Annotated in this window: 21 protein-coding genes; 18 read left to right on the top strand and 3 right to left on the bottom strand. The window is 67.5% G+C overall.

The features are described 5' to 3' along the window. Positions 1 to 26: 26 nt before the first annotated feature. Positions 27 to 644 (top strand): FMN-binding negative transcriptional regulator, encoded by a 618-nt coding sequence (locus ACXJKM_RS22525; RefSeq protein ID WP_457355277.1) that lies wholly within the window; start codon positions 27 to 29, stop codon positions 642 to 644. Here ACXJKM_RS22525 and ACXJKM_RS22520 read toward each other — a convergent pair. Both ACXJKM_RS22520 and ACXJKM_RS22515 read right to left on the bottom strand, forming a co-directional pair. After that, the gene (locus ACXJKM_RS22520) at positions 641 to 1,456 is read right to left on the bottom strand and encodes a DUF72 domain-containing protein (protein ID WP_457355275.1); all 816 of its coding nucleotides are present in this window, start codon (positions 1,454 to 1,456) and stop codon (positions 641 to 643) included. The genes ACXJKM_RS22525 and ACXJKM_RS22520 overlap by 4 nt on opposite strands. Positions 1,457 to 1,525: 69 nt before the next feature. After that, positions 1,526 to 3,202, bottom strand: coding sequence for a 4Fe-4S dicluster domain-containing protein (locus ACXJKM_RS22515; RefSeq protein ID WP_457355273.1), 1,677 nt, complete (start codon positions 3,200 to 3,202; stop codon positions 1,526 to 1,528). 132 nt (positions 3,203 to 3,334) lie between these two features. Here ACXJKM_RS22515 and ACXJKM_RS22510 point away from each other — a divergent pair, with 132 nt between their 5' ends. From ACXJKM_RS22510 to ACXJKM_RS22500, 3 genes are read left to right on the top strand one after another with little or no spacing between them, the layout of a single operon-like run. After that, positions 3,335 to 4,117 carry an SDR family oxidoreductase gene (locus ACXJKM_RS22510; protein WP_457355272.1) on the top strand — a complete coding sequence of 261 codons (783 nt, stop codon included), beginning with the start codon at positions 3,335 to 3,337 and terminating at the stop codon, positions 4,115 to 4,117. Continuing rightward, entirely contained in the window at positions 4,117 to 4,740 is a 624-nt protein-coding gene (locus tag ACXJKM_RS22505; RefSeq protein ID WP_457355270.1) for a YceH family protein, read from the top strand. Before ACXJKM_RS22510 ends, ACXJKM_RS22505 begins: the two co-directional genes overlap by 1 nt. Next, positions 4,737 to 5,156 (top strand): acyl-CoA thioesterase, encoded by a 420-nt coding sequence (locus ACXJKM_RS22500; RefSeq protein ID WP_056197716.1) that lies wholly within the window; start codon positions 4,737 to 4,739, stop codon positions 5,154 to 5,156. Before ACXJKM_RS22505 ends, ACXJKM_RS22500 begins: the two co-directional genes overlap by 4 nt. On the opposite strand, the gene ACXJKM_RS22495 is transcribed toward ACXJKM_RS22500, so the two are convergent. Next, positions 5,149 to 7,851: a TonB-dependent receptor gene (locus ACXJKM_RS22495; RefSeq protein ID WP_457355268.1), complete on the bottom strand. Its 2,703-nt coding sequence runs from the start codon at positions 7,849 to 7,851 to the stop codon at positions 5,149 to 5,151. The genes ACXJKM_RS22500 and ACXJKM_RS22495 overlap by 8 nt on opposite strands. A 167-nt stretch (positions 7,852 to 8,018) precedes the next feature. Between ACXJKM_RS22495 and ACXJKM_RS22490 the strand changes: the two genes are divergently transcribed. From ACXJKM_RS22490 to ACXJKM_RS22425, 14 genes are all read left to right on the top strand, one after another. Further along, positions 8,019 to 9,503 carry a cyanophycinase gene (locus ACXJKM_RS22490; RefSeq protein ID WP_457355266.1) on the top strand — a complete coding sequence of 495 codons (1,485 nt, stop codon included), beginning with the start codon at positions 8,019 to 8,021 and terminating at the stop codon, positions 9,501 to 9,503. Between the two features lie 124 nt (positions 9,504 to 9,627). Further along, positions 9,628 to 10,893: a cyanophycinase gene (locus ACXJKM_RS22485; RefSeq protein WP_457355264.1), complete on the top strand. Its 1,266-nt coding sequence runs from the start codon at positions 9,628 to 9,630 to the stop codon at positions 10,891 to 10,893. Further along, positions 10,874 to 11,260 carry a DUF3224 domain-containing protein gene (locus ACXJKM_RS22480; protein WP_457355262.1) on the top strand — a complete coding sequence of 129 codons (387 nt, stop codon included), beginning with the start codon at positions 10,874 to 10,876 and terminating at the stop codon, positions 11,258 to 11,260. The genes ACXJKM_RS22485 and ACXJKM_RS22480 overlap by 20 nt, the downstream gene beginning before the upstream one ends. A 32-nt stretch (positions 11,261 to 11,292) precedes the next feature. After that, entirely contained in the window at positions 11,293 to 11,682 is a 390-nt protein-coding gene (locus tag ACXJKM_RS22475) for a hypothetical protein (protein ID WP_457355260.1), read from the top strand. Positions 11,683 to 11,716: 34 nt separating this feature from the next. Further along, on the top strand, positions 11,717 to 12,229 hold the full coding sequence (locus ACXJKM_RS22470) for a YbaK/EbsC family protein (RefSeq protein WP_457355258.1): 513 nt from the start codon (positions 11,717 to 11,719) through the stop codon (positions 12,227 to 12,229). Further along, positions 12,226 to 12,453 carry a DUF1289 domain-containing protein gene (locus tag ACXJKM_RS22465; protein ID WP_457355256.1) on the top strand — a complete coding sequence of 76 codons (228 nt, stop codon included), beginning with the start codon at positions 12,226 to 12,228 and terminating at the stop codon, positions 12,451 to 12,453. Before ACXJKM_RS22470 ends, ACXJKM_RS22465 begins: the two co-directional genes overlap by 4 nt. Next, on the top strand, positions 12,450 to 13,109 hold the full coding sequence (locus tag ACXJKM_RS22460) for a DsbA family protein (RefSeq protein ID WP_457355254.1): 660 nt from the start codon (positions 12,450 to 12,452) through the stop codon (positions 13,107 to 13,109). The genes ACXJKM_RS22465 and ACXJKM_RS22460 overlap by 4 nt, the downstream gene beginning before the upstream one ends. Positions 13,110 to 13,372: 263 nt before the next feature. Further along, entirely contained in the window at positions 13,373 to 15,052 is a 1,680-nt protein-coding gene (locus tag ACXJKM_RS22455; protein WP_056197700.1) for an MFS transporter, read from the top strand. 117 nt (positions 15,053 to 15,169) lie between these two features. Next, positions 15,170 to 16,222, top strand: coding sequence for a LacI family DNA-binding transcriptional regulator (locus ACXJKM_RS22450; protein ID WP_457355252.1), 1,053 nt, complete (start codon positions 15,170 to 15,172; stop codon positions 16,220 to 16,222). Between the two features lie 255 nt (positions 16,223 to 16,477). After that, positions 16,478 to 18,802 carry a TonB-dependent receptor gene (locus ACXJKM_RS22445; RefSeq protein WP_457355250.1) on the top strand — a complete coding sequence of 775 codons (2,325 nt, stop codon included), beginning with the start codon at positions 16,478 to 16,480 and terminating at the stop codon, positions 18,800 to 18,802. Between the two features lie 5 nt (positions 18,803 to 18,807). Continuing rightward, positions 18,808 to 19,689: a PfkB family carbohydrate kinase gene (locus ACXJKM_RS22440; protein WP_457355248.1), complete on the top strand. Its 882-nt coding sequence runs from the start codon at positions 18,808 to 18,810 to the stop codon at positions 19,687 to 19,689. A 1-nt stretch (position 19,690) separates the two neighbouring features. After that, complete coding sequence (locus tag ACXJKM_RS22435; RefSeq protein WP_457355246.1) at positions 19,691 to 21,004, top strand: MFS transporter; 1,314 nt, start codon at positions 19,691 to 19,693, stop codon at positions 21,002 to 21,004. Then, positions 21,001 to 22,497 (top strand): sucrose phosphorylase, encoded by a 1,497-nt coding sequence (gene gtfA / locus ACXJKM_RS22430; RefSeq protein WP_457355244.1) that lies wholly within the window; start codon positions 21,001 to 21,003, stop codon positions 22,495 to 22,497. The genes ACXJKM_RS22435 and gtfA overlap by 4 nt, the downstream gene beginning before the upstream one ends. A 55-nt stretch (positions 22,498 to 22,552) precedes the next feature. Further along, positions 22,553 to 22,756 carry a hypothetical protein gene (locus ACXJKM_RS22425; protein ID WP_457355242.1) on the top strand — a complete coding sequence of 68 codons (204 nt, stop codon included), beginning with the start codon at positions 22,553 to 22,555 and terminating at the stop codon, positions 22,754 to 22,756. The last annotated feature ends 2 nt before the right edge of the window (positions 22,757 to 22,758 follow it).

Below are 22,758 nucleotides of genomic sequence, written 5' to 3'. Positions count from 1 at the left end.
AGAAGCCTCGTTTTGCTGGAGCCACCGTGTACCTGCCCGCCCATTTCAAGTCTGCCGACCTCGACCATGCGTTGCGCCTGATCGCGGAGCATCCGCTGGCCTTGCTGATCGGGCCGGATGCGCAGGGCGAGAGCTTCGGCAGTCATCTGCCGCTGGTCGTCGTGCCGCAGCAGGACGGCCTTGTGCTGGAAGGCCATATGGCACGCGCCAATCCGCACTGGGGTTGGCTGTCGCAGCAGAAGAGCCTGCTGGCCGTCTTCAGCGGCCCGAGCGCCTACATCAGCCCGAGCCACTATGACGCGGTGCAGAACGTGCCGACCTGGAACTATRCGGCCCTGCATGCCTATGGCGACATCGAGTTGATCGACGGCCAGGTCGACAAGGATGGGCTGCTGAAGCGGCTGATCGGCCGCTTCGAGCCCGAGTACGCCGAGCAGTGGCGTGGCCTCAACGAGGACTACCAGCGCAAGCTGCTGGGTGCCATCGTCGGCTTTCGCATCCGCGTGACGCGCTGGGAACTCAAGCTCAAGATGAGCCAGAACCGCGCGGCGGTGGAACGCCAGCGCATTCGCGAGGCGCTCGCGGCCTCCGAGCGGGCCGAAGAACGCGCTACGGCTGAATGGATGACGCGATTGGAGGCCTAGACAGGGACCTCTTCGCCCAGCGCCCGGCGCAGCGCCATCGCGGCATGCGGCGCCCGCTCCTTGGCACCGCTGATGAAGTAGACGAAGACATCGCGCGGCGCCGTGCTCGCCGTGGGTGCGGGTTCGATGCGCGGCACGCCCTCGGGCTCGCCGCCCTCGCTCCAGATGCGCGCCGACCCGGCCAGTTGCGGGAAGACCTCGGGCTTGCAGCCCAGCGCCTCTTCCGAGTGCGTGCGCATGATGCGCGTGTAGACGAAGTCGCCCGTCGGCTCGGCAATCGGCGGGTAGTCGTCGGACTCGGTGAACACCGTCGCGGCCTTGTACTGGCGGGCCAGCGCGAGGTATTCGGGGCACTGGAAGCTGGCATGGCGCACGTCCAGTACATGGCGCAGCTTCAGGCCATCGACTTGAGCAGGCAGCAGTTCCAGGAAGGCCGTCAGATCGCCAGCGTCGAAGCGGTGCGTCGGCGCCAACTGCCAGACGATGGGCCCGAGCTTGTCGCCGAGCTCGGCGATGCCGCTGTCGACGAAGCGCTTGATGGAGTCGGCCCCATCTGCGAGCACGCGGCGCTGGGTCGCGAAGCGGATGGCCTTGAGCGAGAACATGAAGCCGGCGGGTGCCGTATCGCGCCACTTGGCGAAGGTGGCGGGCTTCTGCGCGCCGTAGTAGGTGCTGTTGATCTCGATGGCCGTGAGGCGTTGGCTCGCATATTCCAGCTCACGGGCCTGCGGCCAGCCCTTGGGATAGAAGTTGTCGCGCCAGGGCTCGAAGTTCCAGCCGCCGATACCGACCCTGATGGTTCCGTTGCTCACGCCGACTCCTGGCTGATGGCTGTATGAAAAAACAGTCTATCGGCCAGGGTGCTTGCATTGCAAGAGGGCTTACATGCCCGCGTAGTTCGGCCCGCCGCCGCCCTCGGGCGTGACCCAGACGATGTTCTGCGTCGGGTCCTTGATGTCGCAGGTCTTGCAGTGCACGCAGTTCTGCGCGTTGATCTGCAGCCGCTCGCCGCTGCCGCCCTCGTTGGGCACGAACTCGTAGACGCCCGCCGGGCAGTAGCGGCTTTCGGGGCCGGCGTATTTGGCGAGGTTGACCTGCACCGGCACCGAGTTGTTCTTCAGCGTCAGGTGGGCGGGCTGGTTTTCCTCGTGGTTGGTGTTGGAGATGAACACCGAGGAGAGGCGGTCGAAGGTCAGCTTGCCGTCGGGCTTGGGATAGGCGATCGGCTTGCACTCGGCCGCCGGGCGCAGGGACTCGTGGTCGCCTTTGTAGTTGTGCAGCGTCCAGGGCGGGTTCTTGATGCCGAGCTTGGGCAGCAACCACTGCTCGATGCCGGTCATCAACTGGCCGGTCGTCTTGCCCTTCTTGAACCAGAGCTTGAAGTTGCGCGTCTGCTGCAGTTCCTCGTTCAGCCAGCTCTTCTCGAAGGCTTCGGGGTACGCGGCGAGCTCGTCCTGGGCGCGGCCGGCGTCCAGCGCGGGTGCCAACGCCTCGGCGGCCAGCATGCCGCTCTTGATGGCTGCGTGGCTGCCCTTGATGCGCGCGGCATTCAGGTAGCCGGCATCGCAGCCGATCAGGCAGCCGCCCGGGAACACCGTCTTGGGCAGGGCCTGCGGCGTGCCGTTGTTGATGGCGCGGGCGCCATAGCCGATGCGCTTGCCGCCTTCGATGTGGGCGCGGATGGCCGGATGGGCCTTCCAGCGCTGCATCTCTTCAAACGGGCTCATGAAGGGGTTGTCGTAGTCCAGGCCGATGACGAAGCCCAGCGTGACCTTGTTGTTTTCCAGGTGGTAGAGGAAGCCGCCGCCGAAGGTGTCGCCCTCCATCGGCCAGCCGGCCGTGTGCACGACCTTGCCGGGTTGGGCCTTGTCCGCCGGAACCTCCCACAGCTCCTTCACGCCGATGGCGTAGGTCTGCGTGTCCTTGCCTTCGGTCAACTTGAACTTCTCAAGCAGTTGCTTGCCCAGATGGCCGCGCGCGCCTTCGGCAAACACCGTGTACTTGCCGAGCAGTTCCATGCCGAGCTGGAAGTGGTCGGTCGGCTCGCCGTCCTTGCCCAGGCCCATATTGCCGGTGGCCACGCCCTTCACACGGCCCTGTTCGTCGTACAGCACCTCGGCGGCGGCGAAGCCGGGGAAGATCTCGATGCCCAGGCCTTCCGCCTGCTGCGCCATCCACTTGACGACGTCGGACAGGCTGATGACGTAGCAGCCGTGGTTGTGGAAATTGCGAGGCACGAGCCAGTCGGGCGTGCGCTGGCTGCCCGTCTCGGACAGAAACAGCACGTCGTCGCCGGACACGGCCTGGTTCAGCGGCGCGCCGAGTTCCTTCCAGTTCGGGAACAGCTCCTCCATCGCACGTGGGTCCATCACGGCGCCCGACAGGATGTGGGCGCCAGGCTCCGAGCCCTTCTCCAGCACGACGATGTTGGCATCGGGCTTGAGCTGCTTCAGGCGGATGGCCGTGGCCAGGCCGGCCGGGCCGCCACCGACGATGACCACGTCGTATTCCATGGACTCGCGAGGGCCGAACTGGGCGAGGATCTCTTCGGACGTCATGCAGGTTCTCCGTCAGCTTTTGAATTGCGCGCGATTCTAGAGAGGCTGGATTGCGAATCGAACGATCGTGCTTTTTTAGGTTGGGCGGTCTAGACCGGTAGGATGGACGCAACCCACTCGGAAGGCAGTCCCATGAGTTACTCCATCAATCTCGAAGGCCGCGTGGCCTTGATCACCGGTGCGTCCAGCGGCCTGGGCGCGCAATTCGCCAGGACCCTGTCCCAGGCCGGTGCCTGCGTCGTGCTGGCGGGCCGGCGAGTCGAGCGGCTGAAGGACCTGCGCGCCGAAATCGAGGGCAATGGCGGTGACGCCCATGTGGTGCAGCTGGACGTGACCGACGTGGCCAGCATCAAGAGCGCGGTGGCCCACGCCGAGACCGAAGTCGGCACGCTGGACATCCTGATCAACAACTCCGGCGTGTCCACGACGCAGCGCCTCACCGACGTCACCGAGAACGACTACGACTACGTGATGGACACCAACACGCGCGGCGCCTTTTTCGTCGCGCAGGAGGTGGGCAAGCGCATGCTGGCCCGCGCGCGCGGCTCGGCGCCGGGCACCTTCATCGGTGGGCGCATCGTCAACGTCGCGTCCATGGCCGGCCTGCGTGTGCTGGGCCAGATTGGCGTCTATGCGATGAGCAAGGCCGCGGTCATCCACATGACGCGAGCGATGGCGCTGGAGTGGGGCCGCTACGGCATCAACGTGAACGCCATCTGCCCGGGCTATATCGACACCGAGATCAACCACCGCCACTGGGGCACCGAGCAGGGCAAGAAGCTGGTCGACATGCTGCCCAGGAAGCGCGTCGGCCAGCCGAAGGATCTGGATACGTCACTGCTGATGTTGTGCGCCACCGAAAGCCATTTCATCAACGGTGCAGTGATCCAGGCTGACGACGGCTTCGGAGTTTGATGTTGAAGCGAGACCTGACCCCGCTGGAGGCCCGCGTCCTTGCCGTTCTCGTCGAGAAGGAAAGCACCGTACCGGACAGCTATCCGCTCTCGGCCAATGCATTGACCTCGGGCTGCAACCAGAAAACGGCGCGCGACCCGGTCATGGACGTCAGCGAAGCCGAGGTGCTGGCCACCGTGGAAGAGCTGAAGGCGCTGCACCTCGTCAATACGGTCAGCGGTAGCCGCGTCGTGCGCTATGAGCACAACTTCGCGCGCGGCATGGGCGTGCCCGGCGCCGCGATGGCGCTGCTGACCCAGCTGATGCTGCGCGGCCCGCAGACGGCGGCCGAACTGCGCCAGAACACCGAGAGGCTGCACCGCTTTGCCGATGTGTCGTCGGTGGAGGGCTTTCTGGAGGAGCTGGCCGAGCGCGAGCAGCCTATGGCCGTCAAGCTGCCCAAGGCGCCCGGCGCCCGCGAGGCGCGCTGGGCGCATCTGCTGTGCGGGCCGGTGGCGTCGTTCGAGCAGGCCGCGGCGGTGGGTCAACCTCGCGATGAAGAGGTTGCCTTGTTGCGCGCCGAGGTCGCCGCGCTGCGCAGCCTCGTCAACCGCATCGCCGCTGACCTTGGCATCACGCCGTGAGGTATCTCGTCCCGGTCGACAAGAAGCTCACCTATGAGGTGCGCATTCCCATGCGCTGGGGCGACATGGATGCGATGGGCCACATCAACAACACGCTGTATTTCCGCTACCTGGAGATCGCGCGTGTGGACTGGCTGACGCAGATCGGCGCCGCGCCCAATCCGGGCGGGCAGGGGCCGGTCATCGTCAACGCCTTCTGCAACTTCTATCGCCAGCTTAAATGCCCGGGCGAGGTGCTGGCCAGGCACTACGTCAGCGACGCGGGCCGCACCAGCTTCGAGACCTGGATCACGCTGGAGCGCGCCGACGAACCCGGCGTCATCTGCGCCGAGGGCGGCGCGACGACGCTGTGGTTCGACGCGCAGACCGACAAGGCCATTGCCCTGCCGGACTGGGTGAGAAACCTCGTCACCTGAAGGCGTACTTCAAGCTGGCGTAGATGTAGCGCCCGCGCGAGTCGGTGTAGCTCGGGTCGTAGCCGGACAGGAAGAACCAGGCCTGCTGCGAGAACGGCGGCGCCTTGTTGAGCATGTTCTGCACGCCGACGCGCAGGGTGGTCGACTTGCTGGCCTCCCAGCCGGCCGACATGTTCCACAGCGAATAGGCCGACACCTTGCGATCGGGCTTGCCGATGATGTGCTGGTCGTTGTAGCCCTGCAGATAGCTGTTGGACAACGTCATAGACACGGGGCCAGTTTCCCAATCCAGGCTGACCGTGTGGCGCCAGCGCTGCACGACGCCGTCGTTGATGAAGACGCCCAGGTTGCTGACGAAGGGGTCGCCGTCGCCGGTCTGCTGCTGCGACTTCAGCGTCAGCGTGCCGTTGATGCGCAGGCCGAACTGCCCGAAGCCGGTCTTCAGGCCGCTCAGGTTCACGCCAAGGTCCAGGCCGGAGATGCGCTGCTTGCCGCGGTTCTCCTTGAAGAGGTCGACGGCCTCGATGGCGTCGTCTTCATCGCGGTGGACCAGGCTGCCGTACTTGGCCAGGTTGCCCAGGATGACGTCCACGCCCAGTGTGCTGATCAGGTTGGTCTTCTCGATGTTCCAGTAGTCGGCATTGAGGCTGACGCCGCGCCGGGGCTCGAAGACGATGCCCAGCGAATACTGGCGCGACTTCTCGGGCTTGAGCTTGGCATTGCTGAAGTTGCGCGTGACCCAGATGTCCGAGCAGTCGGTGGGCGTATTGGTGGGGTCGGCTGCCAGGCAGACCGGGTCCACCAGCGTGGCCGAATTGCCTTCGGTGACGGGGCGGTACAGGTCCGACAGGCTGGGCGCGCGGAAGCCCCTGCCGATCGAGGCGCGCAGCAGCAGCTCCGGCATCGGCACGTATTTCAGGCCCAGCTTGGGGCTGGCTGCGCCGCCGCTGACCTGGTAGTGCTCATAGCGCAGCGCGGCCGACAGCTCCAGCTGCTTGGTGATGGGCGCGCTGAGCTCGCCGAACACGGCACCGACCTTGCGCGACTTGCCGAAGTCGGAGTCGGGGCCTTGCGTGGTCTCGCCGAGGATGAGGTCCTGCTTGAGCGCGTCGGACTGGTGGTAGTTCTGCTTCTCGCGCCGGTACTCGCCGCCGATGGCCACGGCCAGGTCGCCGCCCGCCAGCTTCGTCAGCGCCTTGGAGGCCTTGAAGTCCAGGCTGTCCATGTTGCCGGTGGCGTGGCGCACCTCGCCGCGGATCTGCGACTTCTCATACAGCGCCAGGCCGGCGGCGCTGGAGGGGCCAAAGGCATTCAGCGTGCCATTCGCGAAGCCGTCCAGGATCATCTGCTCGTTCAGGTAGCCCTGGAAGTCCCGGTCGGAGACCTTGCTGGTGCTGTGGTTCAGTGCCCACTCATAGTCCCAGCCGCTCACCAGGCCGGTCATGCCGGCCACGACCCGCTGGGTGGTCGACACCAGCTCGCTGGTGCGCAGGCCGGCTTCGGACAGGCGGGTGCGCACGGTGATGATGCGTTCCTCGTCGTCGGCGTCCAGGCTGTTCAGCGCGCTGCCTGCAAAGGCCGGCACGCGCGACACGTCCATGTCGGCGTCCACGCGGTTGGGCGTGCCGGTGTAGAGGGTGCGAGCCCTTGCCAGCGACACCTCGGCAAAGGCCTGGTGGCCGCCACCGAGGTTGAAGATGCCGCGGCCGAAGATGCTGCTTTTCTTCGACTTCGGATACAGCTCGATATCGCGCATGTAGTCAAAGGTGCAACCGTCCGCGCCACCAATGCCGTCAGGCAGGTAGAGGCTGGCGGGCGGGTTGCAGCCCGCGGCGGCGGCCGGGTTGACGGTCTTGGAGTCGATGACCGTGCTGCCGTTGCTGCTGTAGCCCTCGCCGATCAGCGTGTCGCGCTGGTAGTTGGACAGCCGGATATTGCCGGGGAAGCTCGCGCTGGACAGCAGGTCTGGCAGCCGGCCCGGGATGTCCAGGTCCTTGATGAACTGGCGCTTGGAGGCGTTCAGGCTGCTGGTCTTCTGCACGTCCAGTACACCGAAGACATTGAAGCCGTCGCGACCGAAGTCGCCGAAGCCACCGGCCACGGTCGCCGAGCGCTTGGCCGCGCCGTGGCCTTCGGTGGTGCTGCCGGCCAATGCGTTGATTTCGATGCCGGAGAAGTCCTTGCGGGTGATGAAGTTGATGACGCCGCCGATGGCGTCCGAGCCGTACAGCGACGAGGCGCCGTCGAGCAGGATCTCGACGCGCTGGATGGCGGCGGCCGGGATGCTGTTCAGGTCCACGCCGGCCGCGTCGCCGGGCGAGGCGAAGTTGGCCACGCGCCGGCCGTTCAGCAGCACGAGGGTGGACGACACGCCCAGGCCGCGCAGGTTGGCGGCGTTGAAGCCCATCTGGTCCCGGAAGCCGCCATAGGCCACGCTGCCGCCGTCGGTCAGGTTGTTGGCGCTGGCGCTGATGCGGGCGATCAGCTCGGCGGCCGTCGTCACGCCGGCCTTGTCGATTTCGCCGCGTGTGATCACCTGCACCGGCAGCGCTGTCTCGCCCTCGATGCGCTTGATCGCCGTGCCGGTGATCTCGACGCGCTCCAGCGTCGACTGGGCCTGGGCAGCGCAGCTCAGCGCAAGCAGGGCCGCCGCAGCAGCAGTGACGGCAATGCGGGAAGGGCAGGGGGTTTTCATGGGCGGCTCTCCGTGGTTCGGGCGAGTCTAGGCACGGCGGCGCTAGCTGCCGGGCTCCAAGCCGGCGATTCGTCTCGTGCGCGCCACGCCCTCGTCGTTCGAATTAGGGGCGAACGGTCATCGGCGCTCTGTCATCATGCGCGGTCTGACCAAGGAGGGGTGTGGGCATGAGGGCATGGATCTGGGCCGGTGTGGCGGCAATGGCGGCAGCCATGGGCGTACAGGCGGCTCCGCCGGCGACGGCACCGGCGGCGAGCGCGCCGCAAGGCTTCAGGCTGCTGCGTCCGTCGGCGCCGGCCTCGGCATCGGCACCACGCGCTGCGGCACCGGCGCCCGCCAAGGCCGCGTCGGCCGTTCAAGCCGGTCCGGCACAGGCCTCAGGGGCGCTGCAGCCGCTGCCCGAGTCCGAGCCCGCCATCCGCGGCTATGCCGTGCCTATCGGCGGCGCGCTGAAGGCCGACAACGAAGAGGTCTGGCAACGCATCGTTCAACTGGCCGGCGGCAAGGGCGCGCGCTTCGTCGTTTTCGGCACAGCCAGTGAGGATCCCGAGGCCAGCGCCAAGCAGATCGTGGATCTGCTGCAGCGCCGAGGCGCCGTGGCCGAGGCCTTGCCGGTGGCGCCCAAGTTCCTGTGGGTGGACCTGAGCAAGGTCGTGCGCGACCCGGCCCTGATCGCCAAGGTCAAGGCCGCCAAGGGCATTTTCTTCACGGGCGGCGTGCAGGAGCGCATCGTCGATGTGCTGCAGCCCGGTGGCCAGAGCACGCCCATGCTGGAGGCGATCTGGGACGTCTACCGCAAGGGCGGCGTCATCGCCGGCACTTCCGCCGGTGCGGCCATCATGAGCACCGTGATGTTCCGTGACCCGCCCAGCAACATCAACATCCTCAAGGGCCGCTTTTCGGATGGCAAGCAGATCGACCGTGGGCTGGGCTTCGTCGGCCCTCATCTGTTCGTCGACCAGCATTTCCTCAAGCGCGGCCGCTTCGGCCGCATGATCCCGCTGATGATGGCCAAGGGCTACAAGCTCGGCCTGGGCGTGGACGAGAACACCGCCGCCATCATCCGCGGTGACGAGATCGAGGTCATCGGCGACCGCGGCTGTCTGGTCGTGGACCTCACCGAGGCCAAGAGCGATCCCTCGCTGGGCGCTTTCAACGTGCAGGGCGCTCGCCTGTCCTACCTCGAGCACGGCGACCGCTACCACCTGCGCGCGCGCTCGGCGACGCCGTCGGCGCCCAAGCTGCGCGGCGAGTTGCACGACGCCGAGTCGCCTAACTTCAAGCCGAGCTACATCGACGATGTCTTCCACCTCGACATGATGGGCGACTCGACCATCTCCAACGCGATGACACGCCTCATCGACAGCGTGCGCAAGGAGGTCAAGGGCCTGGCCTTCGACGTGCTGCCGCGCACCAACGACCCGCTGGCCGAGCTCGGCTTCCTGTTCCGCCTCTACAAGGGCTCGGACTCGCTGGGTTGGAGCACCGAGGAATTCGGCGGCGAACAGTTCACGGTCACCAACCTCTACCTCGACATCAGCCCCGTGCGCCTGCCGATGCCGCTGTATGGCGGCTGGTCAGGGCCGCCCAAGCCTGCGGCCAGCCTGCCCGCCACGAGCGTTCCCGCAGCGTCGGCGCCCTCGGGCCAGTGAATCGGCAGCCGGTTGCAGCGCTTGGTCACAAGCGTTGCTTTTCCTCGGGCCTGACCCGCTGTTGGATTGCGCGGGAGCCTGCCAAGATGTCGGGCTCGTGAACTGCGCCAGCCCGGCACCCATCTTGCCCAGCCACTCCCCCGTCGGCACCGTCATCGTCATCGGCGGCGCGCTCAAAGCTGACAGCGACGCCGTCTGGCAGCGCATCGTCGACGAGGCCGGGGGCGCCGGTGCGTCCATCGCCGTCTTCCCGACCGCGGCCTATGAGCCCGAGCGCGTTGCGGCCCAGATCGCCGCCGCGCTGGAGCGCTGCGGCGCGCACGCCGAGATCATTCCCGTCGCCCCCAATCTCGAAGCGGGTGATCTGCAGGGAACGCTGCACGATACGGCCTTGATCGCCCGCGTCGCTGCCTGCCGCGCCGTCTTCTTCTCCGGTGGCGCCCAGGAGCTCATCGTCGACACGCTGCAGCCGGGCGGCGAGCCCACGGCCATGCTGGCGGCCATCCGCCAGGTCTTCGAGCGTGGCGGCGTCATCGCTGGCACCAGTGCCGGTGCCGCAGTCATGAGCCGCATGATGTTCCGCGATGCGATGGACAGCCTGGCCGTTCTCAAGGGCCAGTGGCGGGCGGGCCTGGAATACGACCGGGGCCTGGCCTTCCTCGGCCCCGACCTGCTGATCGACCAGCATTTCCTCAAGCGCGGCCGCATCGGCCGCATGCTGCCAGCCCTGCAGTCCCTGGGCTGCCGCCTGGGCCTCGGTGTGGACGAGAACGCGGCCGTCGTCATCAAGGGCGGGCAACTCGAGGTCATCGGCGGCAGCGGTGCCGTCCTGGTCGACCTTGGCGACGCGACGCGCGACGCCGCGCTGCCGGCCTTCAACCTGCAGGGCGTGCGCCTGTCCTACCTCGACCATGGCGACCGCCACGACCTGGCCAGCGGCGAGACGACGCCGGCGCCGCACAAGCAGCGCGAGCCCCGCATCGACCCTGGCGCCCCGGGCTTCAAGCCGCGTCTGCAGTCCGACCGGTTCTTCCTCGACATCCTCGGCGACGGCTGCATCCTCGGCGCGCTGACGCAGCTGCTGGACGGCCCCGAGCCCGAGGTGGGCGGCCTCGCTTACCGCGCCCGTCCGCACGCCGACGATCCGGCGCCCGACGTGGGCTTCGAGTTCCGGCTGCGCCGTGCCCCTGGCTTCGTGGGCTGGCGCAGTGCCGTCCGCGGCGGCGGCGAGGACTACACGGTGCTGCAGGCCCGACTGGATGTCATCCCCGTGCGGGTCGCCAAGCCACTGTTCACACCCCTCGCCGCCGAGGGGCAGCCCGTGGTCGAATCGGCGTTGGCGAGCCGGCCCGGCTCGAAGGAGAGTGGTGATGGCGACGGTCAGCGGTGAGTTCACGGTGGGGATGACGGCCCAGGCTGCCGAGGCGGCAAGTCCGGCCCTCGGCCGCATGGTGCTGGACAAGCAATATCGCGGCGCCCTCGAGGCCCGTGGCGCCGGCCAGATGCTGGCCACGCACGGCAGCATCGCCGGCTCGGCGGCCTATGTGGCGCTGGAGACCGTGACCGGCAGCCTGCAGGGCCGCGAGGGTAGCTTCGCCCTCGTGCATCACGGCCTGATGGAGCGCGGCACGCCCAGCCTCGCCATCACCGTTGTGCCAGACTCCGGGACCGGCGCACTGGCCGGCCTGGCGGGCCGCATGAACATCCGCGTTGAAGGCCACCAGCATTTCTACGATTTCGATTTCACGCTGCCTTAAGCTTGAAACCTGGCCTGAAGCAAGGAGACACCATGAAGAAGATCCTGCCCCTCATCACGCTGCTGCTGATTGCTGGCGCCGCCCAGGCTACCGACGTCGGTGTGTCCATCCAGGTCGGCCAGCCCGGCTTCTACGGCCGCATCGACATCGGCCAGACGGCGCCGCCGCCCGTCGTGCTGCGCGAGCCCGTCTGGGTACAGCGGCGGCCGGTGCATGTCGAGCCCGTTTATATGCGCATCCCGCCCGGCCACCAGAAGCACTGGGACAAGCACTGCGCCAAGTACAACGCCTGCGGCATGCCGGTCTACTTCGTCCGCGAGGACTGGTACCAGGAGCGCTACGAGCGGCGGGGCGACGATAACGACCAGGGCAAAGGCCATGGCAAGGGCCATGGCAAGCACAAGGGCAAGGACCGCGACTGACGTGGCGGGCGCCGGCCGCGACACAATTGCGGCCATGGCTGATACCGATCTCCGCGATACCCGACCCGGAGGCTTCCTGCGCGTCAGCGCCGCGCTCACCGCCCTGGCCCATCCCCACCGGCCGCTGTGGCTGGACGTTGCGGCCCGCACCGCCCAGGAGGCCGCCGACGCCCTGGGCGTGACCCTGGGCCAGATTGCCAAGTCCGTCGTCTTCCGGCGCAAGGCCGATGACGCGGCCGTTCTCGTCATCACCTCGGGCGACAGGCGTGTCGACGAGGCCAAGCTCAAGCCCCACACGGGCGCTCTGGGCCGCGCCGACGCCGACTTCGTCAAGGCGCGCACCGGCTTCTCCATCGGTGGCGTGTCACCGGCCGGCTTCGCACCCAGTGATGGCGCGGCACCCCCTCAACTCTTCATCGACCGCGAGCTGTTCCGCTTCGACATCATCTGGGCCGCGGCCGGGCATCCGAATGGCGTGTTCAAGCTGACGCCCAGCGAGCTGGAGAAGCTGACGGGCGCGCCCGTCATCGACGTCGTCCAAGCATGAAACCTGCGGTCATTTCGCCCTGCGTCAACGTCTGCCAGATGGATGCAGCCAGCGGTTGGTGTCGCGGCTGCGGGCGCAGCATCAATGAGATTGCCGGCTGGGGCGGAGCGCCCGAGACCGTGCAGCGCCACATCCTCGACCAGTTGCCCGAGAGGCGCGTCGAAATGCATCGTCACGGCCTTTGGCTGGGGCCCTGGCCCCATACCGAGGAACAGGACCGATGAAGCAGCTCACCTTCTATTTCGACCCCATCTCGCCCTACGCGGCCCTCGCCTTCGAGGCCCTGCCCGAAGCGCTGGCGGGCCACAGCGTCGAGGTCGTCTACCGGCCTATCCTGTTTGCGGCGCTGCTGCAGGCCCTGGGCCAAAAGGGCCCGGCCGAGATCGAGGCCAAGCGGCGCTGGACCTTCCGCCAGGTGGCCTGGCTGGCGCACGCCCAGGGCCTCGTGCTGGACCCGCCGGCCCAGCACCCCTTCAACCCCTTGCCGCTGTTGCGGCTGGCCTGGGCCTGTACGGCGCCGCAAGGGCAGCCGGGCGACACCCCGGGGCGCTGGGTCGTCGAGCAGCTGTTTCATCACGTCTGGCGTGGCGCCGGTGCCGACGCCAGTGACGCCGCCCGCATCGCCGCGCTGACCGAACGCCTTGCGCCCGCGCAGGATCCGGCCGGCGAGGCCGTCAAGCAGCGCCTGCGCAGCGAGACCGAGGCGGCACTGGCCCTGGGCGTCTTCGGCGTGCCGACCGTCGAGTTCGAAGGCCGGCTGTTCTGGGGTCAGGATGCGCTGCCGATGCTGCGTGCTGCGCTGGACGGCGACCCCTGGTTTCGCAGCGGCATTTGGGAATCAGCGGCCCAGGCCCGGCCCGGCATCACCCGGAAACACTGAGCGCGGACCAAGAACAAGCCCTGCGGCTTGTTCGACGCCTCGCGAAGGACTGCCGGCATGCAGGCCGGCAGACATGATTCAAAACGTCTCAGGATTTACCCGCGAGGGTCATCTGATCTCGCATTGAGAAATGCTGACTGCGGGTTCCTGCGGAGTTTGTCAGCCTCGATTCAGACTGGCGTCAGAACACGGTCAGAGGCGGTGTGAATAGTCGCGGTGAGGGAAGCCTGTGGGGCGGCCCGACAACTGACGGAGACATATCAATGGCAACTGCGACTTCGACGGCCGCGACGCCGATGACCAAAGAGGAGAAGAAGGTCATCTTCGCCTCCTCGCTGGGCACGGTGTTCGAGTGGTACGACTTCTACCTTTACGGCTCGCTGGCGGCCGTCATCGCCAAGCAGTTCTTTGCCGGCCTGGATCCGAGCGCGGCCTTCATCGCCTCGCTGATGGCCTTTGCCGCCGGCTTCATCGTGCGCCCCTTCGGCGCGCTGGTGTTCGGCCGCCTCGGCGACATGATCGGCCGCAAGTACACCTTCCTGGTCACCATCCTGATCATGGGCCTGTCGACCTTCATCGTCGGCGTGCTGCCCACCTACGCGACCATCGGCGCCGCGGCGCCGGTCATCCTGGTCGGCCTGCGTCTGCTGCAGGGCCTGGCCCTCGGCGGTGAGTACGGCGGTGCCGCCACCTACGTGGCCGAGCATGCCCCTCACGGCAAGCGTGGCGCCTACACCTCGTGGATCCAGACGACGGCGACGCTGGGCTTGTTCCTGTCGCTGATGGTCATCCTCGGCGTGAAGAACTCGATGTCGGACAAGGACTTCGGCGAATGGGGCTGGCGCATTCCCTTCATCGTGTCGATCCTGCTGCTGGGCGTTTCGGTGTGGATTCGCCTGTCGATGAACGAATCGCCCGCCTTCCAGAAGATGAAGGCGGAGGGCAAGACCTCCAAGGCGCCGCTGTCCGAATCCTTCGGCCAGTGGAAGAACCTGAAGATCGTGCTGCTGGCGCTCTTCGGCCTGGTGGCCGGCCAGGGCGTGGTCTGGTATTCGGGCCAGTTCTACGCGCTGTTCTTCCTGACGTCGGTGCTCAAGGTGGACCTCACCTCGGCCAACATCTGGATCGCCATCTCGCTGCTGCTGGGCACGCCCTTCTTCGTCATCTTCGGCACGCTGTCGGACAAGATCGGCCGCAAGCCCATCATCATGGCCGGCCTGCTGCTCGCCGCGCTGACCTACTTCCCGCTGTTCAAGGCCCTGACCGCTGCGGCCAACCCCGACCTCGCCAAGGCCCAGGAGACCGCCAAGGTCACGCTGACCACCAACATGGCCAGTTGCTCCTTCCAGGGCAGCCCGCTGGCACGCGAGGTGGACTTCACCAGCGCCTGCGACATTGCCAAGCGTGCTCTGGCCCAGTCGTCGGCCAGCTCCGAGACCATCGAGGCTCCCGCAGGTGCACCAACGGTCGTGAAGGTCGGCGAAAAGGAAATCGCCGTCCCGACCGCCACCAAGCTGACCGAGCACAAGTTCGACGAAGCCAGTACCAAGGCCATCGCCGGCTTCAAGAAGGAGCTGGGCGAAGCGATGAAGGCTGCCGGCTATCCGGCCAAGGCCGACATGGCCAAGGCCAATGTGCCGATGGTCATTGCCATCCTGTTCGTGCTGGTGCTGTACGTGACCATGGTCTACGGCCCGATCGCGGCCATGCTGGTGGAGATGTTCCCGACCCGCATCCGCTACACCTCGATGAGCCTGCCGTACCACATCGGCAACGGCTGGTTCGGCGGCATGCTGCCCTCCATCACCTTCGCGATGGTGGCGCAGAACGGCAACATCTATCACGGCCTCTGGTACCCCATCATCATCGCGGCGGCGACCTTCGTCATCGGCGTGCTGTTCGTGCGCGAGACCAAGGACGTGGACATCTACGCCCGCGACTGATCATGTTTTTCCCGGGGAGTTCCCGGGATGTCTACACGAGGCCGGCTTCATGCCGGCCTTTTTCGTTCTGGCTAGCCCTGCTTGTCGATGGCAGTCTGCCCTGCGACGATGCCGCTGATGCCCAAGTCCAAAGACCCTTCTGACAGCAGCGCCGGTGAGCAACGCCGGCTGCAGATGGTCGACATCGCCCGCCTGGCCGGCGTGTCGGTGTCCACCGTGTCACGGGCCTTGAACGGCAGCGAGCTCGTCAATGCCGAGACGCGCCAGCGCGTCGCCGAACTGGCGCGCTCGCTGAACTACTCGATCAACTTCGGCGCGCGCAACCTGCGCCTGCAGGAGAACAAGACGGTGGCCGTCGTCGTGCCCTACGACGCCAAGTCCCGCCAGCACATCTCCGACCCCTTCTTCCTGTCCATCGTCGGCTCCATCGCTGACGCGCTGACCGACCGCGGCTACGACATGCTGCTGTCGCGCGTCGACGCCGAGCGGCTGGACCTGGCCTCGCACTGGTTCGACTCCGGCAAGGCCATCGGCGTCGTCCTCATCGGCCAATGGCGCCACCACGACCAGCTCAACGACATGGCCGCGCGCAAGCTCCCGCTGGTCGTCTGGGGCGGCGAGATGCCGCAGCAGCTCTACTGCAGCGTGGGTGGCGACAACGTGCTGGGCGGCACGCTGGCCGCGCGTCATCTGCTGCAACTGGGTCGACGCCGCATCGCCTTCGTGGGCGACGCCAATCTGCCCGAGGTCTGGCTGCGCCGCCAGGGCTACGCCCAGGCGCTGCGTGAGGCGGGCCTGGACGTCGACCCCGCGCTGGAGCTGGCCGCGCCCTTCGAGCCCGGCGTGGCGACCGAAGTGCTGCGCGAGTTCTGTTCTGCACAGCGTGGCTTCGACGGCGTCGTCTGCTGCAGCGACGTGCTGGCGCTGCTGACCATCCAGGCCTTGCGTGCCGCGGGCCGCAGCGTGCCGGGCGACGTGGCCGTCATCGGCTACGACGACATGCCGTTGGCCGCCTACTGCGACCCGCCGCTGACCACCGTCCACCAACCGGTGGCCGAAGCGGGTGCTGAGCTGGTGGAAGCACTGCTGGGCCAGCTGCGTGGCGAACGCGCCGGGCCGCGCACGATGCCGGTCTACCTGACGCTGCGCGAGAGCGCTCCCCACGCCTGACGGCAGCACCCTGACCGCGCGGCCCGCGCCGCCCGGTCAGCGCAGCTGTGGGCCGGAGCACGGCTGCCTATCGTTTTCATTCGGTCAAATATCAGTACCAATGATGTTTGTCGAATACGTGTTTCTACTGAAATGCAATCGATTGCAAAACAAACGGCGGCGCCGCAGAATGGCGGCACGGATCGGCGCTCGACAGGGCGGCCAAGCCGCTTCGCCCCGCAGAGGGCGCTCAAACACCGACAACCAGGAGACTCCATGCCCAGCCCCCATCCGACCGCCGCGCGGTCCAGCCGCCGCCCGTCTCTGCAACCGCTGTCCGCCGCCGTGGCCCTGGCGCTGTTGAGCGTGGCCGCGCAAGGCCAACAGGTCGCCGCTACCGCCGCTGAATCGGCCGACGGCCTCAAGCTCGACGCCGTCGTCGTCACCGGCACTTCGACGGCCAAGTCCAAGATGCGCTCCAGCGTGGCCATCTCGACCATCGAGAGCGAAGGCGTCGCGGCCGTCACCGCCGCCAGTGCCACGGACCTGCTCCGGGGCGTGCCCGGCATCCGCGCCGAGGCCAGCGGCGGCGAGTCCAACGCCAACGTCGCCGTGCGCGGCATCCCGGTCTCGGCCGGCGGCGCGCGCTACATCCAGTTCCAGGAAGACGGCTTGCCCGTGCTGCAGTTCGGCGACATCGCCTTCGCCACGCCCGACACCTGGATGCGCGCCGACGCCGGCTTCGAGCGCCTGGAGGTCGTGCGCGGCGGTTCGGCCGCGCTGTTGGCCACCGGTGCGCCCGGCGGCATCATCAACTTCATCGGCAAGACCGGCCTCGAGCCCGGTGGCAGCCTGCAGCTGACCAAGGGCCTGGACTTCGACCAGACCCGCGTCGACTTCGGCTACGGCGGTCGCCTGGCGGCCAAAACGCGCTTCTTCATCGGCGGCTTCTACCGCGTGGGCGACGGCGGCCGCAAGGGTGCCGACGGCACCGAGAACGGCGGTCAGGTGCGCGCCAACGTCACCTTCGAACTGGAGGGCAAGAGCTATGTGCGCTTCAGCCTCAAGCACCTGGATGACCACAGCCCGACCTTCATGCCTACGCCGGTGAAGTACGTGAACGGCAGCATCCAGGAGATTCCCGGCCTGGACCCGCGCCGCGCCGCCTTCTACGATGTCGCCTGGCCGCTGGACAGCACGCTGACCAACACCAACAGCCGCGCCACCAGCAACATCCGCGACGGCCTCACTGCCAGGAGCGACGCTTTCGGCGCCGACCTTGACCTCGACGCCGGCGATGGCTTTCGCCTGCAGAACAAGTTCTCGTGGAGCCGCAATTCGGGTCGCTTCATCGGCATCTTCCCAGGCGACGACGTGGCCGCCGCGCCGGCCGGCACCACCCTGGCCACTGGCCCCGATGCCGGTGCGGCCTACACAGGCAACAAGTTCACGGCCGTCGTCTTCAACACCAAGGTCGACAACGCCGGCCTGATGGCCAACGACCTGAAGTTCTCGCGTGACTTCGAACTAGGCGGTGCAGCCAAGCTCAGCGCCGTGGCGGGCCTCTACACCTCGGTGCAGCAGTTGGACCTGACGTGGAACTTCAACCAGTACTCGCTGTCGGCCAGCGGCGAGGGCGCCCGCGTGCTGAACGTGCCCGGCGTCGTCAACGGCTCGCCGGGTTTTGGCGGCTGCTGCAGCAACACGCAGGACAGCAAGTACACGACCAACGCACCCTACGTGGTGCTGAACTACGAGGCCGGCCCGCTGTCGGCCGACATCGGTGTGCGCCGCGACAACCAGAAGGCCAGCGGCGCCTACTACCAGTCCAACGCCGGCGTCAGCTACGACCTGACCAAGCCCAACGCCATTGATTACGACTTCGGCCGCACCTCGTATTCGCTGGGTGGCAACTATGCGCTGAGCAAGGATCTGTCCGTCTTCGCCCGCTATTCCGACGGCGCTGCCTACAACGCCGACCGCATCACCTTCTTCAACAACCCCAACCTCGTCAACGGCAAGAGCCCGACCATCCCGACCAACAAGGTCAGGCAGGCGGAAGCCGGCGTGAAGATCCGCGGCGGTGGCATGAGCCTGTTTGCCACGCTCTTCCACGCCAAGACCGACGAGGTCAACGTCGACGTGACGACCAACCCCATCGTCGCCAAGGCCAACAGCTACCGCAGCAACGGTTTGGAACTGGAAGGCTCGGCCCGTTTTGGCGTCGTCAGAGTGCTGGGCGGCCTGACTTACACCGACGCGAAGCAGGCCGACGGCCGGGCTCCCAAGCGCCAGGCCAAGGTCGTCTACCAGCTCACGCCCACGGTCAACCTCAACGATGCACTGAGCTTCGGCGTCAGCATCGTCGGCACGTCCAAGAGCCTGGACGATGGCCCCACCGGTGCGCTGACCATCACGCTGCCGGCCTACACCGTCGTCAACGCGTTTGCCAGCTACGCGCTCACCGACCGCGCGACGCTCTCGCTGGCGGCCAACAACCTCTTCAACGAGCTGGCCTACACCGAGAGCAACGACGGCCGCGGCGCCGCGCGTGCCTACACGGGCCGCACCGTGAAGGCCTCGCTGCGCTACAGCTTCTGAGCGCGATGAGTCCCATCCTGGTACTGGGCGAGGCCCTCGTGGACGAGTTCCACGACGGCCCGGTCGCCGGGGGCGCGCCCTTCAACGTGGCGCGCTCGCTGGCCGCGTTGGATGTGCCGCTGCGCTTCGTCAGTCGCGTCGGTGCCGATGATGCGGCGGGCCACCTCGTGCTGGAAAGTGCAGCGCGCTACGGCCTCGCCATCGACGGCATCCAGCGCGATACGACCCGTGCGACTGGACGCGTCAGCGTGCATGAGGATGCGGGCGGCGGCCATCGCTTCGAGATCCATGTCGACGCGGCCTGGGACCACCTCGAAGCGCCGGCCGTGGGTGACGCCGGCATCGTCTACTTCGGCAGCCTGGCCCAGCGCCACGCCGTCTCGCGCGCAGCCATCCGCGCCACGGTCAAGCGCATGGCCGGCCCGCGTCTGCTGGATCTCAATCTGCGCCCCGGCACCGACACGCCCGAACTGGCCGCTGAAGTGTTGATGCTGGCCGACTGCGTCAAGCTCAACGAGGACGAACTCGGCTGCCTGCTCACCTGGTTCGAGCCCACGCTGCCGGCGCTGATGGCCCGCTTTGCGCTGCAAGGCCTGGTGCTGACGCGCGGCGCCGCCGGCTACGTGCTGCACGGCGAGCACGGCCGCGTGCTGGCGACAGGCGAGGGCGTGGCCCAGCCGGCTTTCGTCGACAGCGTCGGCGCCGGCGACGGCTTCACGGCGGTGTTGCTGGCCGGGCTGGCGCTGGGTCGTGACCTGGGTGCGACCCTGCACCTGGCCAACCGTTACGCCGCGATGATCTGCGGCGTGCGCGGTCCGCTGCCGCCAGACCCGGCAGCGCTGGCCCCCTGGCGCGAGGCCTTGCACGCGCTGCCGGCCGAGGAATGAGATGAACAAGCCCCACCTGTCGCCGCATTTGTCGTTCACGCAGATCGTGAACATGAACATCGGCTTCCTCGGCATCCAGTTCAGCTTCGGCCTGCAGCAGGCCAACATGAGCCCGATCTACCAGATGCTGGGCGCCGACGGCAAAAGCCTGCCCTACCTCTGGCTGGCCGGCCCCATCACCGGCCTGCTGGTGCAGCCCCTCATCGGCGCCATGAGCGACCGCACGACGCACCGCCTGGGCCGGCGCACGCCTTACTTCCTCATCGGCGCGCTGATCTGCTCGCTGGGCCTGCTGGCCATGCCCTTCAGCCCTGCGCTGTGGTTCGCGGCCGGCCTGCTGTGGATCCTGGACGCAGCCAACAACGTGACGATGGAGCCCTACCGCGCCTACGTCAGCGACCGGCTTCGCGAAGAGCAGCACGCCAGCGGCTTTCTCACGCAGGCCTCGTTCACGGGTCTGGCGCAGACGCTGGCCTATCTGACGCCCAGCCTGCTCGTTGCCTTCGGGATGAACAAGGACGCTTTGGGCGCCAACGGCATCCCGGTCGTCACGACGCTGGCCTTTGTCGTCGGCGCGCTGCTGTCGTTCACGACGGTGTGGTGGTCGGTGCGCCGGGTGCCGGAGCTGCCCTTGCCGGCTGAAGAGATCGCCCGCCTGCGCGCGCTGCCCCATGGCCTGGGCGCGACGCTCACCGAGATATGGGCCGCGCTGCGCGACATGCCGGCCACGATGCGGCGGCTGTGGTGGATGGCGCTGTTCCAGTGGTACGGAATGATGTGCTACTGGATCTACATCGTGCCGACGCTGGCCGCGACGGTCTTCGGCACGGACGACCCGCACAGCGCCGGCTTTCGCGACGCGGCCTTGCTCAACGGCCAGGTCGGCGGCTTCTACAACGCCGTCGCCTTCGTTGCCGCCTTCGCGATGGTGCCGTTCACCAAACGACTTGGCGCGAAATGGGTCCATGCCTTCGCACTCGCCTGTGCGGCCGCCGGCATGTGGGCGCTGCCCGGCATCCATGACAAGACCTGGCTCTTCCTGCCCATGGTCGGCATTGGCCTGGCCTGGGGTTCCATCATGGGCAACCCCTATGTGCTGCTGGCCGGCAGCATCCCGCCCGAGCGCGCCGGCGTCTACATGGGCATCTTCAACATGTTCATCGTCATCCCCATGCTGATCCAGGCGGTGACCCTGCCCTTGTTCTACGACGGCCTGCTGGGCGGCCGGCCCGAGAACGTCATCCGCCTCGCCGGCGTGCTGCTGGCGCTCGCCGCGCTGTGCGTGCTGGCGGTCAAAAGTCCTAAGTCCCCATGAAGAACCAAGTCCAGCTCATCACCTATGTCGACCGCCTCGGCGGCGAGCGCGACGGCGCCGATCTGGCACGGCTGCGCAAGCTGCTCTGCGAGCCGGGCTCGCCACTGCACGGCGTGTTCGGTGGCGTGCACCTGCTGCCGTTCTTCCATGCCATCGATGGCGCCGACGCCGGCTTCGACCCCATCGACCACACGCAGGTGGACCCGCGCCTGGGCGCCTGGGATGACATCAAGGCGCTGACCGAGGATCTGGACGTGATGGCCGACGTCATCGTCAACCACATGTCCAGCGAGTCGCCGCAGTTCCTCGACTACGCCGAGAAGGGCGAGGTCTCGGCCTACGCGGGCCTGTTCCTGACGCTGGACGCCGTCTTCCCGGAGGGCGCCAGCGAGCGAGACCTGCTGGCCGTCTACCGCCCCCGCCCCGGCCTGCCGCTGACCTATGCCACGCTGAAGAACGGTGAGCGCCGCATCCTGTGGACGACCTTCACTGCCGCGCAGGTGGACATCGCCGTGCGCCACCCCCAGGGCCGCGCCTACCTCGCTGGCATCCTGCGCACCTTTGCCAGCAACGGCATTCGCATGGTGCGGCTGGACGCCGTCGGCTACGCCATCAAGAAGGCCGGCGGCAGCTGCTTCATGATGGCCGAGACCTTCGACTTCATCGCCGAGTTCGCGGGCGAAGCGAGGGCGCTGGGCATCGAGGTGCTCGTCGAGATCCACGCCTATCACCAGCGCCAGATCGAGATCGCTGCCAGGGTCGACTGGGTCTACGACTTCGCGCTGCCGCCACTGGTGCTGCACGCCTTCAACTTCCACACCGCCGCCGCGCTGAAGCGCTGGATCGACATCCGCCCGACCAACGCGCTGACCGTGCTCGACACCCACGACGGCATCGGCATCATCGACATCGGTGCCGACGCGAGCGACCGCGCGGCCCACCCCGGCCTCGTGCCGCCCGCGGAGCTGGACGCGTTGGTGGAGCGCATCCACGCGGCCAGCGGCGGCGAGAGCCGGCGCGCCACCGGGGCCGCGGCCAGCAACCTCGACCTCTACCAGGTCAACTGCAGCTTCTTCGACGCGATGGGCCGCAACGAGACGGCCTATCTGCTGGCCCGTGCCATCCAGTTCTTCCTGCCCGGCGTGCCGCAGGTCTATTACGTCGGCCTGCTGGCCGGCCACAACGACATGGCCTTGCTGGCGCGCACGCAGGTCGGCCGCGACATCAACCGCCATCACTACAGCGAAGGCGAGATCGCCCGCGACTGCGAGCGCCCCGTCGTGCGCCGGCTCATCGAGTTGATCAGGCTGCGCAACCGGCACCCGGCGTTCGGTGGCGAGTTCCGCGTCGAGCCCAGTGGCGACGACGAGTTGCACATGCGCTGGCAGTTGCACAGCGAATGGGCGGCGCTGCGGGTCAACTTCCGCGACCTCACCCACGCGTTGAGCTACAGCGGCGAGGGCGGTGGCCGGGAGACCTTCGCCTTCAGTTGAGCGTCAGCCTCGGTCGCCAGAATGCGCCGCAGTACAAACCTGTGGAGACCCGAGCATGTGGAAGTTGATCGTCGGCTTCATCGCCTTTGCCGCGCTGGCGCTTTTCATCCTGACCAAGAGCGGCGGCAACATCGACCTGAGCGGCGAGAAGCATGACGTGACGGGTGGACACGAGCCTGCCGCTTCTGCCGCGGCTTCGGCCGCCGTCGCCGCTACGGTCGAGGCGGCATCCGCCCCGGCCTCTGGCGCGTCGCAGTAAGC

This window comes from Roseateles sp. P5_D6, from assembly GCF_054049415.1.
Note: the sequence above shows the minus strand (reverse complement) of the source record. Positions and strands in the feature narration are given on the sequence as shown.

Excerpts from the sequence above, each read along its gene's own strand:
- ACXJKM_RS22515 (WP_457355273.1), bottom strand. The coding sequence starts at position 3,202 with ATGACGTCCGAAGAGATCCTCGCCCAGTTCGGCCCTCGCGAGTCCATG.
- ACXJKM_RS22510 (WP_457355272.1), top strand. The coding sequence starts at position 3,335 with ATGAGTTACTCCATCAATCTCGAAGGCCGCGTGGCCTTGATCACCGGT.
- ACXJKM_RS22505 (WP_457355270.1), top strand. The coding sequence starts at position 4,117 with ATGTTGAAGCGAGACCTGACCCCGCTGGAGGCCCGCGTCCTTGCCGTT.
- ACXJKM_RS22495 (WP_457355268.1), bottom strand. The coding sequence starts at position 7,851 with ATGAAAACCCCCTGCCCTTCCCGCATTGCCGTCACTGCTGCTGCGGCG.
- ACXJKM_RS22490 (WP_457355266.1), top strand. The coding sequence starts at position 8,019 with ATGAGGGCATGGATCTGGGCCGGTGTGGCGGCAATGGCGGCAGCCATG.
- ACXJKM_RS22480 (WP_457355262.1), top strand. The coding sequence starts at position 10,874 with ATGGCGACGGTCAGCGGTGAGTTCACGGTGGGGATGACGGCCCAGGCT.
- ACXJKM_RS22475 (WP_457355260.1), top strand. The coding sequence starts at position 11,293 with ATGAAGAAGATCCTGCCCCTCATCACGCTGCTGCTGATTGCTGGCGCC.
- ACXJKM_RS22470 (WP_457355258.1), top strand. The coding sequence starts at position 11,717 with ATGGCTGATACCGATCTCCGCGATACCCGACCCGGAGGCTTCCTGCGC.
- ACXJKM_RS22465 (WP_457355256.1), top strand. The coding sequence starts at position 12,226 with ATGAAACCTGCGGTCATTTCGCCCTGCGTCAACGTCTGCCAGATGGAT.
- ACXJKM_RS22460 (WP_457355254.1), top strand. The coding sequence starts at position 12,450 with ATGAAGCAGCTCACCTTCTATTTCGACCCCATCTCGCCCTACGCGGCC.
- ACXJKM_RS22455 (WP_056197700.1), top strand. The coding sequence starts at position 13,373 with ATGGCAACTGCGACTTCGACGGCCGCGACGCCGATGACCAAAGAGGAG.
- ACXJKM_RS22450 (WP_457355252.1), top strand. The coding sequence starts at position 15,170 with ATGCCCAAGTCCAAAGACCCTTCTGACAGCAGCGCCGGTGAGCAACGC.
- ACXJKM_RS22445 (WP_457355250.1), top strand. The coding sequence starts at position 16,478 with ATGCCCAGCCCCCATCCGACCGCCGCGCGGTCCAGCCGCCGCCCGTCT.
- ACXJKM_RS22440 (WP_457355248.1), top strand. The coding sequence starts at position 18,808 with ATGAGTCCCATCCTGGTACTGGGCGAGGCCCTCGTGGACGAGTTCCAC.
- ACXJKM_RS22435 (WP_457355246.1), top strand. The coding sequence starts at position 19,691 with ATGAACAAGCCCCACCTGTCGCCGCATTTGTCGTTCACGCAGATCGTG.
- gtfA (WP_457355244.1), top strand. The coding sequence starts at position 21,001 with ATGAAGAACCAAGTCCAGCTCATCACCTATGTCGACCGCCTCGGCGGC.
- ACXJKM_RS22425 (WP_457355242.1), top strand. The coding sequence starts at position 22,553 with ATGTGGAAGTTGATCGTCGGCTTCATCGCCTTTGCCGCGCTGGCGCTT.